This window comes from Pseudoduganella sp. GW821-FHT12E03, from assembly GCF_058807115.1.
In genome coordinates this window covers 105,414-119,568 of sequence record NZ_JBXAQJ010000014.1, presented here as the reverse complement: position 1 = coordinate 119,568, position 14,155 = coordinate 105,414, and the positions used below count along the sequence as shown (strand labels likewise).

Annotated in this window: 14 protein-coding genes; 8 read left to right on the top strand and 6 right to left on the bottom strand. The window is 65.1% G+C overall.

Annotated features, from left to right (window positions below; translation table 11 throughout):
* Positions 1 to 56 precede the first annotated feature (56 nt).
* From AC1RRC_RS29030 to AC1RRC_RS29020, 3 genes are read left to right on the top strand one after another with little or no spacing between them, the layout of a single operon-like run.
* Positions 57 to 1,448, top strand: coding sequence for a class I SAM-dependent methyltransferase (locus AC1RRC_RS29030; RefSeq protein ID WP_493059149.1), 1,392 nt, complete (start codon positions 57 to 59; stop codon positions 1,446 to 1,448).
* Positions 1,445 to 2,794, top strand: coding sequence for a sensor histidine kinase (locus AC1RRC_RS29025; protein WP_493059148.1), 1,350 nt, complete (start codon positions 1,445 to 1,447; stop codon positions 2,792 to 2,794). Before AC1RRC_RS29030 ends, AC1RRC_RS29025 begins: the two co-directional genes overlap by 4 nt.
* Before the next feature lie 12 nt (positions 2,795 to 2,806).
* Entirely contained in the window at positions 2,807 to 3,799 is a 993-nt protein-coding gene (locus tag AC1RRC_RS29020; RefSeq protein ID WP_493059146.1) for a response regulator, read from the top strand.
* A 147-nt stretch (positions 3,800 to 3,946) separates the two neighbouring features.
* Here the strand turns inward: AC1RRC_RS29020 and AC1RRC_RS29015 are convergent, their stop codons facing one another.
* Positions 3,947 to 4,687 (bottom strand): hypothetical protein, encoded by a 741-nt coding sequence (locus AC1RRC_RS29015; protein ID WP_493059144.1) that lies wholly within the window; start codon positions 4,685 to 4,687, stop codon positions 3,947 to 3,949.
* Between AC1RRC_RS29015 and AC1RRC_RS29010 the strand changes: the two genes are divergently transcribed.
* Positions 4,686 to 4,865, top strand: coding sequence for a DUF8129 domain-containing protein (locus AC1RRC_RS29010; RefSeq protein ID WP_493059143.1), 180 nt, complete (start codon positions 4,686 to 4,688; stop codon positions 4,863 to 4,865). The two genes, AC1RRC_RS29015 and AC1RRC_RS29010, sit on opposite strands and share 2 nt — an antisense overlap.
* A 42-nt stretch (positions 4,866 to 4,907) precedes the next feature.
* Positions 4,908 to 5,255 (top strand): GFA family protein, encoded by a 348-nt coding sequence (locus AC1RRC_RS29005; RefSeq protein WP_493059142.1) that lies wholly within the window; start codon positions 4,908 to 4,910, stop codon positions 5,253 to 5,255.
* Between the two features lie 2 nt (positions 5,256 to 5,257).
* On the opposite strand, the gene AC1RRC_RS29000 is transcribed toward AC1RRC_RS29005, so the two are convergent.
* Positions 5,258 to 5,944 (bottom strand): LysE family translocator, encoded by a 687-nt coding sequence (locus AC1RRC_RS29000; RefSeq protein ID WP_493059141.1) that lies wholly within the window; start codon positions 5,942 to 5,944, stop codon positions 5,258 to 5,260.
* Positions 5,945 to 6,024: 80 nt separating this feature from the next.
* Here AC1RRC_RS29000 and AC1RRC_RS28995 point away from each other — a divergent pair, with 80 nt between their 5' ends.
* The 3 genes from AC1RRC_RS28995 to AC1RRC_RS28985 all read left to right on the top strand — a co-directional run bounded on the left by AC1RRC_RS28995 (position 6,025) and on the right by AC1RRC_RS28985 (position 8,056).
* Entirely contained in the window at positions 6,025 to 6,978 is a 954-nt protein-coding gene (locus AC1RRC_RS28995) for a helix-turn-helix transcriptional regulator (protein ID WP_493059139.1), read from the top strand.
* Positions 6,979 to 7,065: 87 nt separating this feature from the next.
* On the top strand, positions 7,066 to 7,794 hold the full coding sequence (locus AC1RRC_RS28990) for a DNA/RNA non-specific endonuclease (protein WP_493059216.1): 729 nt from the start codon (positions 7,066 to 7,068) through the stop codon (positions 7,792 to 7,794).
* 10 nt (positions 7,795 to 7,804) lie between these two features.
* A complete protein-coding gene (locus AC1RRC_RS28985) occupies positions 7,805 to 8,056 on the top strand; it encodes a hypothetical protein (protein ID WP_493059137.1) in 252 nt (83 codons plus the stop codon).
* Between the two features lie 269 nt (positions 8,057 to 8,325).
* On the opposite strand, the gene AC1RRC_RS28980 is transcribed toward AC1RRC_RS28985, so the two are convergent.
* The 4 genes from AC1RRC_RS28980 to AC1RRC_RS28965 form a co-directional block, all read right to left on the bottom strand.
* Positions 8,326 to 9,033 (bottom strand): GDSL-type esterase/lipase family protein, encoded by a 708-nt coding sequence (locus tag AC1RRC_RS28980; protein WP_493059136.1) that lies wholly within the window; start codon positions 9,031 to 9,033, stop codon positions 8,326 to 8,328.
* Positions 9,030 to 10,004 carry a glycoside hydrolase family 43 protein gene (locus tag AC1RRC_RS28975; RefSeq protein WP_493059133.1) on the bottom strand — a complete coding sequence of 325 codons (975 nt, stop codon included), beginning with the start codon at positions 10,002 to 10,004 and terminating at the stop codon, positions 9,030 to 9,032. The genes AC1RRC_RS28980 and AC1RRC_RS28975 overlap by 4 nt, the downstream gene beginning before the upstream one ends.
* On the bottom strand, positions 10,001 to 11,281 hold the full coding sequence (locus AC1RRC_RS28970) for a rhamnogalacturonan acetylesterase (protein WP_493059131.1): 1,281 nt from the start codon (positions 11,279 to 11,281) through the stop codon (positions 10,001 to 10,003). The genes AC1RRC_RS28975 and AC1RRC_RS28970 overlap by 4 nt, the downstream gene beginning before the upstream one ends.
* 75 nt (positions 11,282 to 11,356) lie before the next feature.
* Positions 11,357 to 14,101, bottom strand: coding sequence for an exo-rhamnogalacturonan lyase family protein (locus AC1RRC_RS28965; protein ID WP_493059130.1), 2,745 nt, complete (start codon positions 14,099 to 14,101; stop codon positions 11,357 to 11,359).
* Positions 14,102 to 14,155 lie beyond the last annotated feature (54 nt).

Genomic DNA, 14,155 nt, shown 5'->3' with positions numbered 1-14,155 from the left:
GCCCGTGACTTGCAGTCGCCACAGGCCGCTGCGCCAACCTCGGAGTGTGCCTGGACGTGTATCCGCAAACGCAAATCGATCCCGTAGTCAGTTTCGTCAACGCGCAGGGCGAAGCGGTGCGCGGCACCATCGTCAACCTCGAGCGCCGCGCGCTGGTGCTGGAAGTCTACAATCCCCATTCCATCGTGCAGGTCAGCGAAGTGCTGACCGACCTGACCATCCGCATGGGCGCGGCCAACGCGTACGCCGGCAAGGCGGTGGTCATCAGCCTGGTCAATACCGGGCTGACGGCGATGGTGTCGCTGCGGCTGATTGATGGCTGGCGCGAACTGGCGGTGGTGAAACCGGCGCCTGGCGCGGTTGGCAAGGCGGCGCTGGAGTTCGTGCGGGACTGGGACGAAAGAGTCAAGCTCCGCAGCGATTACCAGATTGCAATTAACGAAACCAGGGCCTACCTGGCGGACATGGCGCGCTGGGTCGAGCAGGCCGATTTGTCGGATACCTTGCCGAAAGATCCGGACGGCCGCCTGCGGGCCGATGTGTTTGCGGAATTGTCGGCGCCGTTTGCCGCCCGCGTGCGGCGCTGCCTGGAAGAGATCGATGGCGAGGCGGCGCGGGTCGATGAACACCAGGCGGTGGCGTACCGCGCCTTTGCGCAGAGTTCGCTGCATCCGCTGGTGCTGCGCGCACCATTCGTGTTCCGCACGTTTACCAAGCCGCTCGGCTACGCGGGCGATTACCAGATGGTCAACCAGTTGCTGGACGACCCGCGCCAGGGCCCCAGCACATATTTCCAGATCGTGAACGCCGCGTTCCTGGCCACGCCGGTGGCGCAGGCGCACCGCGACCGCATCGACCGGCTGGTGGCCTTCCTGACCGACGAAGCCGATGCGGCGCGGGCGGTCGGGCGGCCATACAAGATCCTGAACCTGGGGTGCGGCCCGGCCATCGAAGTGCAGCGCTTCCTGCAGGAGTATCCGGAACCGCACTGGCTGCAATTTGAACTGGTCGATTTCAGCGATGCGACGCTGGACTGGACCCGCGCGCAACTGGCGGCGCGCAATGCGGCCTTGCCCCGCCCGGCTGCCATCACCTACGTGAATGACACTGTGCACCGCCTGTTGAAACGTCCGCTCGACGAAGGCGCCAGCTCCGGGGAATTCGACGCGGTGTACTGTTCCGGGCTGTTCGATTACCTGCCGGACAAGGTTTGTGCCCGCTTGCTGATGTATTTCGCGTCGCGCCTGCGGCGCCGGGGCCGGGTGCTGGTGACCAACGTGCATGCGCGCACCCCGGGACGGTATGCGATGGAACATATCCTCGAGTGGTACCTGATTTACCGCGACGAAGCCTGCATGCGCCGGCTGCTCCCGTCCGATGCGGCCGTGGTGCAGCTGGCGGCCGATGACGCCGGTGGCTACGTGGTGGCGGAAGCCGTCTTGCCGTGACCGCGGCCGCCTGCGAATTCAGCGACAGCTATGCCGCGCTGTTGCACGGCTACCGGCTGCGGTTTTCGCGCGGCGGCGCGTATACCTGCATCGCCCTGGTGATGCTGGGGGCGGGGCTCGACGTGGCCCTGTACCCGGAACACCAGTTGCCGTTCGTGGCGCTGCGCTCGGCGGTGTCGGCGCTGTTGCTGGGGATGGCCATGCTGTTGCGCGTCCAATGGGCCCAGCGCCACGTGGAACACATCACGTTTGCCTGGCTGCTGCTGCCGCAAATGATGATCAGCTGGATGATCCACGTGACGGAAGGTCCGGTGTCGATGTACTACGAGGGCTTGATCCTGGCGGTGTTCGCGTCCGGCATCGCCCTGCAATTTTCCGTGCTGCAGTGCCTGGCGCTGGGTGGTACGACCTACCTGATGTATTTCGTCGCCTGCTATACCCATCCGGCCGGGGCCGCGTGGCAGGGCGCGTATGCCGTCAATTCCCTGCTGCTGCTGTTTTGCGTGATTGCCAGCGCGGTGTGCGCGTTTTATAACGGGCAGGCGCGCCGCATGATGCTGCGCCTGAAGGGCGAATTATTGGAAACCAACCTGCGCCTGCGCCAAAGCAACCGCGACCTGGCCGACATCAAGGGGCAAATGCTGCAGCAGGAAAAGATGGCCGCCACCGGCACCCTGGCGGCGGGCCTGCTGCATGAAGTCAGCAATCCCGTCAATTACTGCCTGATGGCGATCGACCTGGCCAGTGAAGACCCGGTGGCGCGCGCCAGCCCGGTCTTGACAGAATACCTGGCCGATGCGAAGGAAGGAATGCGGCGCGTGCAATACATCGTGTCGGACTTAAAAACCTTCGCGCACCGGCGCCACGGGCATGCCGACGACCTGGCCCCGTTCCAGTTCGTGCGCGCGCTGGAATCGGCGATCCGGCTGGTTGGCCACGAAATCAAGGACGTCAAGGTGGAGCGCGACTTGCGCGGCGACACCATGGTGCTGGGTGACGAAGCCGACATCATCGGCGTGCTGATCAACCTGTTCAGCAATGCGGCGCTGGCCATGCGCAAGTCGCCCGGGCGCAAGCCGCAACTGTTCGTGGGCGCGGTGGCGGACGGTACGCGCCTGCGCGTGACGGTGCGCGACAACGGTCCCGGCATCGCGCGCGAACACCTGGGCCGCGTGTTCGAACCCTTTTTCACCACGCGCGAAGTGGGGCAGGGCCTGGGACTGGGCCTGTCGATCAGTTACGGCGTGATCCAGCGCCACGGCAGTACGCTGGTGGCCGACAGCGTGTTGGGCGAGTGGACCCGTTTCAGTTTTGATTTGCCGCGCGCCGCGCCCGCGCACACCTGACAAGGAGTACCCATGAGTGAACCATTGATCCCGGCGATCCTGTATGTCGATGATGAAACCACGGCCCTGAAATACTTTCAGCGCGCGCTGGCGCCGCTGGCGCCGGTGTTGACGGCCGATTCGGTGGAAGCGGGCCGGCAACTGCTTGACGAACACGCCGGCAGGATCGCCGTGCTGGTGTCGGACCAGCGCATGCCGGGCGCCTATGGCTATGAATTGCTGGCCTACGCGCGGGAACGTTATCCGGCGATCGTGCGCGTGCTGACCACGGCATATTCGGAACTGGAGCACACCGTGGAAGCGGTCAACCAGGGGCAAATCCACCGCTATATCCAGAAACCCTGGGACATCGCCGCGCTGCGCATGGAGTTGAGCCAGGCGCTGGACCTGGCGCGGCTGCGCTCGGAACACGCGCAATTGTTGCGGGAAAAACTGGTGGTGCGGCAAAAACAGGTGATCGCGGCGCGTATCGGCATGGTGTATACGCTGTGCGCGGGGATAGCGGGCCAGGTCTCGACCATGGCGGTGGAATCGTACCTGGCGGCCGCGCAACTGGCCGGCGTGACGGCGCCGGAACCGGACTGGCTGCTGATCGACCACTCGGATCTCACCAGCGCGGAAGCGTTTCGCAATGCCGCCTTTGCGTTGTCGGTGCGGGAGCAGCTCGATGAGATCGACAGCCGCTACAGTGGCTATGGCGGCGCGCAGCCGGAACGTATCCTGGCCATGATGGAAGAAAACTTCGGCATCGCTTGCAGCTTGCTGGGGACCACGGGCGTGCTGTTCCACCACGGCGCGGACCTGGCTGAATTCCTGGCGTCGCCGAGCGGCGACGTGATTTCATCGCAGCACGCGTTCTGGATGGCGGCGCTGCTGTGGCTCGGACGCCATGGCTGGATGCTGGAGATCGCGGCGGGCGAAGGCGGCGGCGTCCAGTGCCGGCTGGGCCGGGGCGATACGATGCTGACGCCGATGCAGCTGGCGGCTTGGGTGGAACGGTTTTAACGGCGCCAGCGTGCGACAGGCGAAATGTCGTGCGCGTATGATCGGTTCACCGCATACCATGAGGAGAACTGCCATGCCCAGAGGAGCCAGCCCTAAGCGGGAGCGCGAATACAAGGAACTGAAGCAGGAGTTCAAGCAGGAAGGCCGCTACGGTGGCCGCGAAGACGAAGTCGCCGCCCGCATCGTCAACAAACAGCGCCGTGAACACGGTGAGACCAAAGCCAAGAAAGGCGCCGGGAAATCCGCCAGCCGCGCCAGCGCCAGCAAGGCGTCCGCACCAGGCGGGGGCAAACAGGCCGCGAAACCTGCTGCGAAACAGGCTGCGAAATCGGTCGCGAAATCCGCTGGCAAGCCGGCAGCAACCTCCGGAAGCAGGACGGAGCAGAAATCTGGCGCAAAACCAGCCGCGAAACCAGCCGCGAAAACAGCCACGAAACCAGCCGTGAAATCAGCCACGAAATCAGCCACCAAATCAGCCGCGAAGCCGGCTGAGAAGCCAGCCGCGAAAGCGGTTGCAACGCCGGCTGCGAAATCAACCGGGAAACCAGCCGCGAGACCAGCCCCGAAATCAGCTGCAAAATCAGCCGCGAAGCCGGCGGCGAAAGCCACTGTAAAAGCCGCAAAGCATGCAGCGACATCATCAGCAAAATCAGCCGCGAAGCCGGCCGCGAAAGCCCCTGTAAAAGCCGCAAAACCTGCGGCGACATCATCGGCAAAACCAGCGCGGAAATCCCCGGCAAAATCAGCCGTCAAATCAACGGCAAGCGGCGCGGCGAAACCGGCAGCGAAAAAAGCCGCCGCCAAGTCCACGGCCAAGCCCGCCGTAAAGCACGCCGCGGCCAAATCCGCCGCTTCGCGCAAGGACAACAGCCATGGGCGTGACGGCATGCACCGCTTGATGAACGATGGCTTGCCGATCAAGGATTACCAGAAACTGACGGTGCCGCAGATCCGCAGCCACGTGCATGAACTGACGGCGGCCCAGCGCCGCAAGGTGCGCGCATATGAAGCGTCGCACAAGAACCGCAAGGGCGTGCTGGACGCGTTGTCCGCACGGCTGCACTGATTTAGACTGCACGTTCGATCAACCAACCAGCGGAGGTGCGGCATGTTATACAAGGGCAGCTGCCATTGCGGCAATGTGAAATTCGAAATCGAAGGTGAGATCAAGGGCGCCATATCGTGCAATTGCTCGATTTGCCGTCGCAAAGGCACGGCGCTGGCGTTCTTCCCGCGCACCAGCATGACGTTGCTGACGCCGGACGACGCGCTGGACACCTACACCTTCAACAAGCACGTGATCAAGCACCGTTTCTGCAAAACCTGCGGCATCCACCCGTTCGGCGAAGGGGTGGACCCGAAAGGCAACGCCACGGTGGCGGTCAGCCTGAATTGCCTGGAGGATTTCGACCTGGCGTCGGTGCCGGTGCAGCAGTACGACGGCCGCTCGCTGTAAGCTTAGCGGACCATGTGGCCGCCGACCACGAAGGTGACGTCGGCCGCCTGCATGGCGCTTGACACCCCTTGCCATGCCTGTGCCGCGCTGGCGCAGGCGGTGGCAAGCAACAGGACGCCCATCACCTTCGCCGTCAGTGCGGACGCGCGCGGGTGCTGTGCAAACCAGTCCGTCGCGTGGCTTGACGCCAGCGCCAGGGCGCCATACACCGCAAGTTGCGTGGCGGCCGTGATCGCGCCCAGCACGCTGGACTGCAGCCACAGCGGTCCTTCATCGGCGCGCAGGAACTGGGGGAAGATCGCGAGCATGAACAGGTAAGCCTTGGGATTGAGCAGGCTGGTCAGCATGGCGCGCCGGAAAATCACCGCCGGCGCCAGGACTTCGCGGCTGTGCGATGGCAGGAACACGCTGTCGCTGCGCAGGAATGTCCAACCCATCCACGCGATATAGGCGGCGCCCGCCAGCAACAGCGTATTGAACAGGCCGGGCCAGAGTTGCAACAGCACGGCGATGCCCAGTGTCGCCATCGCCAGGTGGCAAAAGCCGCCGGCCACGATGCCGCCGACCGCCGCCATGCCGGCGCGCTTGCCGCCCAGCAGGGAACTGGCCATGACAAAGGCCATGTCCAGGCCAGGCAGGATGATGATGCCGAACACGACGGCGAAATACAGCCACAGGTGGTGATGCATGAAGGTCTCCTTGTTGTGTCCGGAGAGTATCGCCTTCAATCAGGACAGATTTCGCCCTGATTCGGTGCTACAGTGGCGTCATGTACCATCCCACCACCCGCGTGCTGGCAGTGCTGGAACTGCTGCAAACCCATGGCCGCATGAGCGGCGCGGACATGGCCACCCGGCTGCAGGTCGATGGCCGGACCTTGCGCCGCTATATCGTGATGCTGGAACAGATCGGCATCCCGATCCTCAGTGAGCGGGGGCGCTACGGCGGCTATGCGCTGATGCCTGGGTTTAAGTTGCCGCCGATGATGTTTACCGATGACGAAGCGCTGGCGCTTTCGCTGGGACTGCTGGCGGCGCGCAGCCTGGGGCTGGCGGAAGCGGCGCCCGCCGTCGCCAGCGCCCAGGCCAAGCTGGAACGCATCATGCCGGACGGCTTGAAACGCCGGGTCGGCGCCATCGATGAAACCGTGCGGCTGGACCTGGAGCGCGCGCGCAACACCGCGCCGCAAGACAATGCCGCGCTGGTGACCTTGAGCGCGGCGGCGCAGCGCGGCCAGCGCGTGCACCTGCGCTACCACACGATGGACGTGGACAGCGAGCGGGCCATCGATCCGTATGGCCTCGCTTACTACGGCGGCTGGTGGTATGCGGTGGGGTTTTGCCACTTGCGGCAAGACATGCGGACGTTCCGGCTGGACCGTATCCTGTCGGCCGCGCCGCTGCCGCAATCGTTCCTGCGGCCGCAGGGCTTTGACGCGCTGGCGCACTTGCGGACATCGTTTGCCGCGATGCCGCGCGCGTTTGCGACCCGGGTCTTGCTGAAAACCGACCTGGCCTCGGCCCGGCGCTACCTGCCGGATGCGATCGGCCTGTTCGAACAAACGCCGGATGGCGTGCTGCTGCATAACCAGGCGGACAGCCTGGACTGGTTTGCGCGCGAGTTGGCCAGCCTGCCGTTCGACTTCGACATCCTCTCGCCCGATGCGTTGCGCGGGGAACTGGCGGCCATCGCCGCGCGCCTGTCACGCGTTTGTCATGGTTAGCCGCGCTCCGCTAGAATGCGGGCGCAGGCCTATTGAATCATTGAGCAAGGAATCAAGTTGAAGAAGCACTTATTTGCGGCGGCGTTGATGACGCTGGCCACTTCGCTGGCGCTGGCCAGCTGTCCGACCCATTACGTGGATGGCAAAGCGCCGGAATTCCGCAACCAGAAGCTGGCGGCCAATACCCAGGAATTGTGTTACGGCGTCTTCGGCATCATGCATTCGGGCGTCACCCGCACGCCGCTGTGGGCCGCCGAGCACCTGACGGCGGAGAATGTCGAACTGGCGCGCGACCTGGACCGCGAAAATTCCTTCCACCCGGAAGAGCGGCTGCCGCGCCAGCACCGCGCGGAATTGTCCGACTACGCGCGCAGCGGCTTTGACCGGGGCCACATGGTGCCGAACGGCGACATGCCGGACCGCCAGGCCCAGCGCGAAAGTTTCACGCTGGCGAATATGGTGCCGCAAAACGGCGACAATAACCGCCATGTGTGGGCCGGCATCGAACAGGCGGTACGCAAGCTGGCCAAGAAGGAAGGGGACTTATATGTGATTACCGGCCCGGCCTTCCTCGGCACGGATTTGCGCAAGATCGGCAATGTGCTGGTGCCGAGCCATTTATATAAAGTCGTGTACAGCCCGCGCCAGCGCGCCGGCGGCGCCTATTTCGTGGAAAACCAGCCGGACGTGCCGTATGTGACGATGACGGTGGCCGAGCTGGAACAAAAGATCGGCATCAACCTGTTGCCATCGCTGACGGCGCAGCAAAAGCAGAGCATGCTGAAGCTGCCCGTCGTGAAATCCCGCAAACGTTAAGGAGCACCCCATGGCCAAGAAGTTCGTTCCCTACGCCAATGAAGCCGACGTGCTGCACATCGGCGGCCTGACGGTGGAAAACCGCGTGGACCGCATCACGATCACCGGCGACATCGACCTCACGCTGGACAAGGCTGGCCTGGCCGACACCCGCGCGCTGCACAAGTTGCTGGCCGACGTGCTGGCAAAACTCGAAAGCGCCAACCTGCCGGACCACCTGCCGCCCCCCGCCGTGGGCACCGTCGCCAACCCCTTCGGCTAAAAATGGGGTCAGGCGTGCATTGATGCGTTCCGCCCGTGGGGTCAGGCGTGCGTTCGTGCATTCGTTTTTGCTGCATCGCCCGTAGGTAAAGGCTAGCCGGTATTTCCCCCCGGGACTGGCGCCGCCTCCTCCGGCGGTTGGGGCCGGCTTATTTGCATGCCGGATTTCGCAGAGCGCCCGTAACGGCGGGCTTTCTGGCAATGCGAAACGCACGATTGCACGCCTGACCCCACCGTGCGAGTGCATCAACGCACGCCTGACCCCATGGTTTAGTTGGCGAGGAGGGTGGGCAGGAGGGTGTCGAGGGCGTCGGCCCACATCGTGTAGCCTTGTTCGGTCAGGTGCAGCTTGTCGCGGGACAGGCCTTTCCAGTTGTCGCCTTCGGGGGTGAAGCGGGAGGCCAGGTCAAGGTAGTGCACTTGCTTGCCGTCGGCCAGGGGCGCCAGCAGGCGGTTGACGGCGGCCATTTTTGCGTTGGCCCGTTCATTGGGCAAGATGCTCATCAAGACCACCCGCACGCCGGGGAATTTCTTTTGCGTGGCGGCGATCACGGCTTGTACGCCGCTGGCGATGTCTTCCGGCTGGTCGGACACGTTGTTGGTGCCGATCATGACCACGGCGGCCTTGGGCTTCAGGAAGGACAGGTCGAATTGCTGCAGGCGCCACAGCACGTGCTGGGTGCGGTCCGCGCCGAGGCCAAAGTCGAACGCGCGGTGCTCGAAGCGGGCGCGCCAGACCGCGCCGCCCGCGCCCCAGCGCCACTGTTCGGTAATCGAGTCGCCGATAAACACAATGTCCGCCGGCCGGTCGCGGCGCAACGCCAGGTAGTCGGCAAAATACGTCTGGTAAGGCACCCGCTGCAGGTAATTGCTGTCGCTGGCGACGGTGGTGGCCGCGGCTGCGGCTTGATCCGCCCACGCGGGCAAGGTTCCCGGTAAAGTGGCGGCCAGCAGCGCGGCCGCGATCCAGTGTTTCATGGTGTCTCCTTGGTGTGATTGAGTGTGTCCAGCAGCGCCGCCGGGACCGCGAACGCGGTGCCATGGCGCATGCGCCGTGCAGTGCCCTCGTCGGGAAAGCGCATGCGGGCGGTCACGTCTTCCCAATGCACCAGGTCGCGCGAGCGCAGCGCGCCATAGTGCTTGGTGGTGTAGGCGTCGTAATACACCACCGCATCGCCGCCGATTTGCAGCGCGGTCGGCCCCTCCACCCACTTCCCGGCCGGCGTGAACGGCGCGCCTGGTGGTCCGAACGGCCCCTGCACCCCGGAAGCGGGCGCCAGTTGCAGGTATTTGCGCGGCGGGTGGCGGGTTTCATCCTTGACCAGCAAATGGCGCCGGCCCTGGAATTCCAGGAACGTCGCGTCAATCACGCTGAAGCCCGGATCATAAAACAGCCGCGTCGGCGTAAAGCTCTTGAAGTCCTTGGTGGTGGTGGCATACAGCCGGTGGTTGTAGCGCTCTTCCGATGAACCGTCGGTGTCCGGGAACTTGCCCGGCACCGTCGACGCCCAGAACAGGACGAATTCCCCGCGTTCCCGGTCATAGGTGATTTCCGGCGCCCACGCATTCATCACGCCGGCTTCATGCGCCATCACCGGCAACGCCTGCTGCGGCGACCAGTGCAGCAAGTCTTTCGACGAGGCATAGCCGATGTTGTTTTCCTTCCAGCCCGAGGTCCACACCATGTGGTACGTGCCGTCCGGGCCTTGCACGATACACGGATCACGCATCAGCTTCGCGTTGCCGACCGCCGGCTTCAGGTAGCTGCGGCCGCCACCCAGCGTGTCCCACTGGTAGCCGTCGCGGCTGGCGGCCAGGTGCAGGCCATCTTCGCCATTGCCGATGAAATAGGCAAACAGGTAGGCCGTGTCCGGCGCGGCGGCGGGCCGGGACGCCGCGCAGCCGCCCAGCAGCGCCAGGGCCGTGATCGCTGTCCATACCCGCTTCATGGGTTGGCCTCGTCGCCCAGCGGGCGTTCATTCGCGTAGTTCGGGCTGGGGGGGACGGCAAACGCGGTGACAGGGTCCGGTTTCAATGGATCGTACACGCCATAGCCATCGGCCAGCCAGTAGGCGGCCGCCAGCCCCTGCTGGCGCATGCCGGCCGCGACCAGTTGCGCCAGCTGATAGGCGCCGTAATTGTTGTGGTGCGTATTGTCGACCTTGCCCTGCGGCTGGGCAAACGCCGCCTTCGATTCTTCGGCGCCGAGGGTTTCATACAACGGCTTGCTGAGCGCATTCAAGTCGATAAAGGGCGTGCCGAGTTCTGTCGCGGCCTGGCGCGCGGCACGGGCGTAATCGATCAGCGAGGGCACGACTTTGCCGCTGGCGTCGAATGCGCGCCGTTCCATGGACGACAGGATCACGGGGACGCCGCCGTGCGCGCGGATGGCCACGACGTGCTGGCGGATTTCATCGAGGTAAGTGGTGAACGGTCCGCCTTTGCCTTCCCTGATCTGCTTCTGGTCGTTGTGGCCGAACTGCATCAGCACGGTATCGCCGGGTTTCAAGGACGACAGCACCTTGTCGAGCCGCCGCCGCTGCAGTGAATCGCGGTAGGTTTCCCCCGATTCCGCGTGGTTGGCGATGGCGATGCCGGGCTTGAAAAAGCGCGGCAGCATTTGCCCCCAGCTGGCATACGGTTCGCCCGGCTGGTCGCTGACGGTGGAATCGCCCAGCAGGAACACGGTGGGGGTTTGCACCGGCGTGATGGCGATGGTGCGCACCACCGGATGGCCGCCATTGAATTCCAGGGTCAGGCGCGGGTCCCAGTTCCATGCTTCCTGCACGGTTTCGCGCGGCGCCTTGAGCCGGACGGCGCCCGCCGCCACGGTGTTTGATGCCGGGATGCGCGGCGTGCGGACATTGACGGTGAAGGTGCGCTGCTCAACCGCGCCCGGCGCCGTGCGGACATTCTCCACCATCAGGCGGCGCAATTCGGATTTGATGGTGGTGACGCCGGCTTGCGGCCCGCCCAGCGTCACGGTGACGTTGTAATTGCCTTCAGGGAGGTCGACGGAAAAGTAGGCGGGCTTGCCCGGCTGCGCGGCGGTGTCGTAGCCGTAGCCGCGCGCCTTGTCATAGGCCGCGTCGGGTGCGACATGGGTAAAGCCGGCCTGCGGCGCGCCGTCGGTGAAATCGAAGCGCTGGGGGGCGGCGGCATGGGCCTGGCCCAGGCCGGCCAGCAGCGCGGCTGCCAGCAATAAAGGGATGGGATGTGGTGTCATGTGATTATTGTAGGAGCGTGTCGGCCCCGGCCGCGTGGCGCGCCGGGAAAGAATCAACAACATGAGCGGGCGCGCTCAGCCGCCGATCTGGTCGCCAACCAGTGCCAGATTCTGGATCGCCGCCAGGCACCACTGCGCCGTGTCGTTGGTGCTGGCGTCGGCAATTTCCACGCCCGGGTTCATGACAGCCGGACCGCCGATGCGGACCGGCCGCGAACCGGCCGTGCGGCCATAAAATTCCTTCCAGGCGCGGCGCGCCAGCGCGGCGTCGCCGGTGCGCCAGGCGGCATACGCGGTCAGGCGCGAATGGCCGATGGTCAGCGCGGAGGTGCCGCCATGTACCGCGCCCAGTTCGCGTTTCTGTTCTTCTTTCGGCGCGTTATACATCCTGCAGTACTGCAGCCAGGCCCGTTCAAATTCCTGTTTGCCGGTCAGGGCAATCAGTTCAGCGAAGATTTCCACCGCGCCGAAGACGGCATTCAAATGGCTGGCCGCCACGCCGCCATTGGTGGTGTCGTACAGCCGCCCGGTGGCGGGTTCATAGCCGGCGCGGCTGGCGCTGAAGAATCCTTTTGGTAATGCGGCAATGTCGCGCATGCCCGTCAATAGCTTCTCGCGGCTGCGCCGGGCGGCGGGGCCGCGCCGTTCCCACTCGGTCAGCCAGTTGCCCGCCAGCGAACCCCAGTCGGTACCAAAGCTGATGCGGGCAGGGTAGCTGCCTTTTTCCGGCTCTTCCGCACGCTTGCGCACCGGATCGACTTCCGCCAGCTTGGCATCCGCGTCGAGCAATTCGCGCATCACGTCGCCGATGCGTTCGTCGCCGGTCAGGTAATAATAAAACCTGCGGTAGATGGCGGCGCTGATGCGCACCTGCTTGGCGCTGCAGCCCCAGTGCTGCACGTTGTGGCGCGAGCCCAGTCCGGCAAAGCGGCCCAGGTGGTGGATGTCGGTTTCGCTGGTATGGCGCACCATCGCCTCGGCAAAGCGGAAGATGTCGGCGCGGCCACTGCGCAGGAACGCATACCACAGCCACATATCCGGCGACAGTTCCGAATTGTCCCACGCATAGCCGCCGACATCGTAGCGCCATACGTGGCGGTCCGCGTCATAGGTATGCATCACATCGCCGTAATTCCAGAAGCCATACCAGTGGTGCTGTTCGACCTGGCCTTTGTAGAAATCAAAGCGGCGCTCCAGTTCATCTTCAATCGCCGCCTTGGCCGGATGCGAACGGTCCGGCAGGCTCCACAAGCCGCCGAATATGCCGCAGGCCAGGTAGTGCTCCGGTGGCGCCACCAGTTGCGGCGGCGTGCACACGGTGGCCGCCATCCGCGCCAGGCCGGTGCGCGACGGTGTCGTGTCGAGCGCCCACAAGGTGAGCTCGCTGCTGCGCGCCACACCGTAGGGCGATCCAAAGCCCTTTTCATAATCCTCGTAGGTGATTTCGAGGCCGTCGAGTTCCTGTTCATGGGTTTCCATGCCCATGCCGTCATGGTAGAAGCGGATATCCATGGCCGGCGCATCGGGCGACCACATCCAGACCGTGACTTCGGCCGCATCGGTGTGGGCGTTGCGGATATCAAGCTGGGTGGGATGGCGCTGCCAGAAGTCCCGCAAGCCAAAGGCCGCGCCGCCCGACGCGCCGCCGATATAGCCACAGCCAGGCGCCCGCTTGCCCCAGGACGCATCGATCCAGCCGTGTCCCGCCTTGGTGCGCTTGCGTACCTGGAAGCCGTCGGCCGACAGTTGCGACAGCGTGTAATCACCCCATGGCGGCACCAGGTGCATCAGCTTGCGCACTTGCGGGTTCATGGTGTCCAGAGCCGGCAGCGCTTTTCCCTCGACCTGCGCCTGGCGGAACGGCGCGCCCGGGTCGCGCCGCAAGCCTGTCAGGTTGCGCACGCCTTCACCCCAGATGCCATCGGCATCGCCGGCAAAGCGTACGTGGCGGTCATACAGCGGGTCGGTCAGGGGCACGGCAAAGCGCAGGCCGATGCCGCGCAAATAATCCTTGTTTTCATCGCCATCGAAAATAAACGTGTGCATCACGCGCACCGCGTCGCCACCCGCGTGGAAATACAGGCGCAGTGTAAACGGCAGCCAGTCCCTGCCCGCGGCACGGTGGCGTCCTTCTATGCGCACCACGGCGCGCACCGGGCCGCGCTGTTCGATGGTGGCGTGCTGCACCACGCTTTCATAGCGGGTCTGCGCCACGGTGGCGGCTTCGGTTGCCGGGCCGTCGTCGGCCAGCACCACCAGCCGCCCCTGCGCCAGGGTGGTGCGCCCATTGCGGACGATGGATTTGATCACGTCGCGGCCCTGGCGCGCGATGGTGCAGCGGATGATGCCGGTATCGATTTCTATGTCTCCGCCAAGGTCGCGGACCGCCACGCCGTGTATGGCGGCCGCCTTGGGCGTACCCGCCCGCAGCGTCAGCGCCGGCGACAATCCGCTCCCCGCCGGCAATGCATGCGCGGTCCATTTCAGCGAACCGTCCGGCCACCACGCCAGTGGCCAGGTTTGCATCGGCACTTCCTTGCCGTCCGCGCCCGCCAACACGAAGGCCTGGCCTTCCTTGTGCACGCCCTGCGGCCATGGCACGCCAACCGTCGTGCCAGGCGAGATGGCGGGCACGGCGCCTTCCAGCCAGTGCAGCGCGGCGCTGCGGGCGGTTGCCGGATCGGGACGGGCGGGCGGCTTGCCGGCGGCGGCCGGCGTGGCCGGCGTGGCGGAAGTCGGCGGTGTGGCGGCGCTGGCCGCCAGCGGCAAGGCAACCAGTGCGGAGGTTTTCAGGAAATTGCGGCGGGATGGGTGAGCCATGGCGTCAGGTACGGGAAGTCATCGGGGCGCCACGGCGCAGGACCGTGGCGCAAG

Coding starts and splice junctions, on each gene's coding strand:
- AC1RRC_RS29020 (WP_493059146.1), top strand. CDS start 2,807: ATGAGTGAACCATTGATCCCGGCGATCCTGTATGTCGATGATGAAACC.
- AC1RRC_RS29010 (WP_493059143.1), top strand. CDS start 4,686: ATGCACCGCTTGATGAACGATGGCTTGCCGATCAAGGATTACCAGAAA.
- AC1RRC_RS29015 (WP_493059144.1), bottom strand. CDS start 4,687: ATGCCGTCACGCCCATGGCTGTTGTCCTTGCGCGAAGCGGCGGATTTG.
- AC1RRC_RS29005 (WP_493059142.1), top strand. CDS start 4,908: ATGTTATACAAGGGCAGCTGCCATTGCGGCAATGTGAAATTCGAAATC.
- AC1RRC_RS29000 (WP_493059141.1), bottom strand. CDS start 5,944: ATGCATCACCACCTGTGGCTGTATTTCGCCGTCGTGTTCGGCATCATC.
- AC1RRC_RS28995 (WP_493059139.1), top strand. CDS start 6,025: ATGTACCATCCCACCACCCGCGTGCTGGCAGTGCTGGAACTGCTGCAA.
- AC1RRC_RS28990 (WP_493059216.1), top strand. CDS start 7,066: ATGACGCTGGCCACTTCGCTGGCGCTGGCCAGCTGTCCGACCCATTAC.
- AC1RRC_RS28985 (WP_493059137.1), top strand. CDS start 7,805: ATGGCCAAGAAGTTCGTTCCCTACGCCAATGAAGCCGACGTGCTGCAC.
- AC1RRC_RS28980 (WP_493059136.1), bottom strand. CDS start 9,033: ATGAAACACTGGATCGCGGCCGCGCTGCTGGCCGCCACTTTACCGGGA.
- AC1RRC_RS28975 (WP_493059133.1), bottom strand. CDS start 10,004: ATGAAGCGGGTATGGACAGCGATCACGGCCCTGGCGCTGCTGGGCGGC.
- AC1RRC_RS28970 (WP_493059131.1), bottom strand. CDS start 11,281: ATGACACCACATCCCATCCCTTTATTGCTGGCAGCCGCGCTGCTGGCC.
- AC1RRC_RS28965 (WP_493059130.1), bottom strand. CDS start 14,101: ATGGCTCACCCATCCCGCCGCAATTTCCTGAAAACCTCCGCACTGGTT.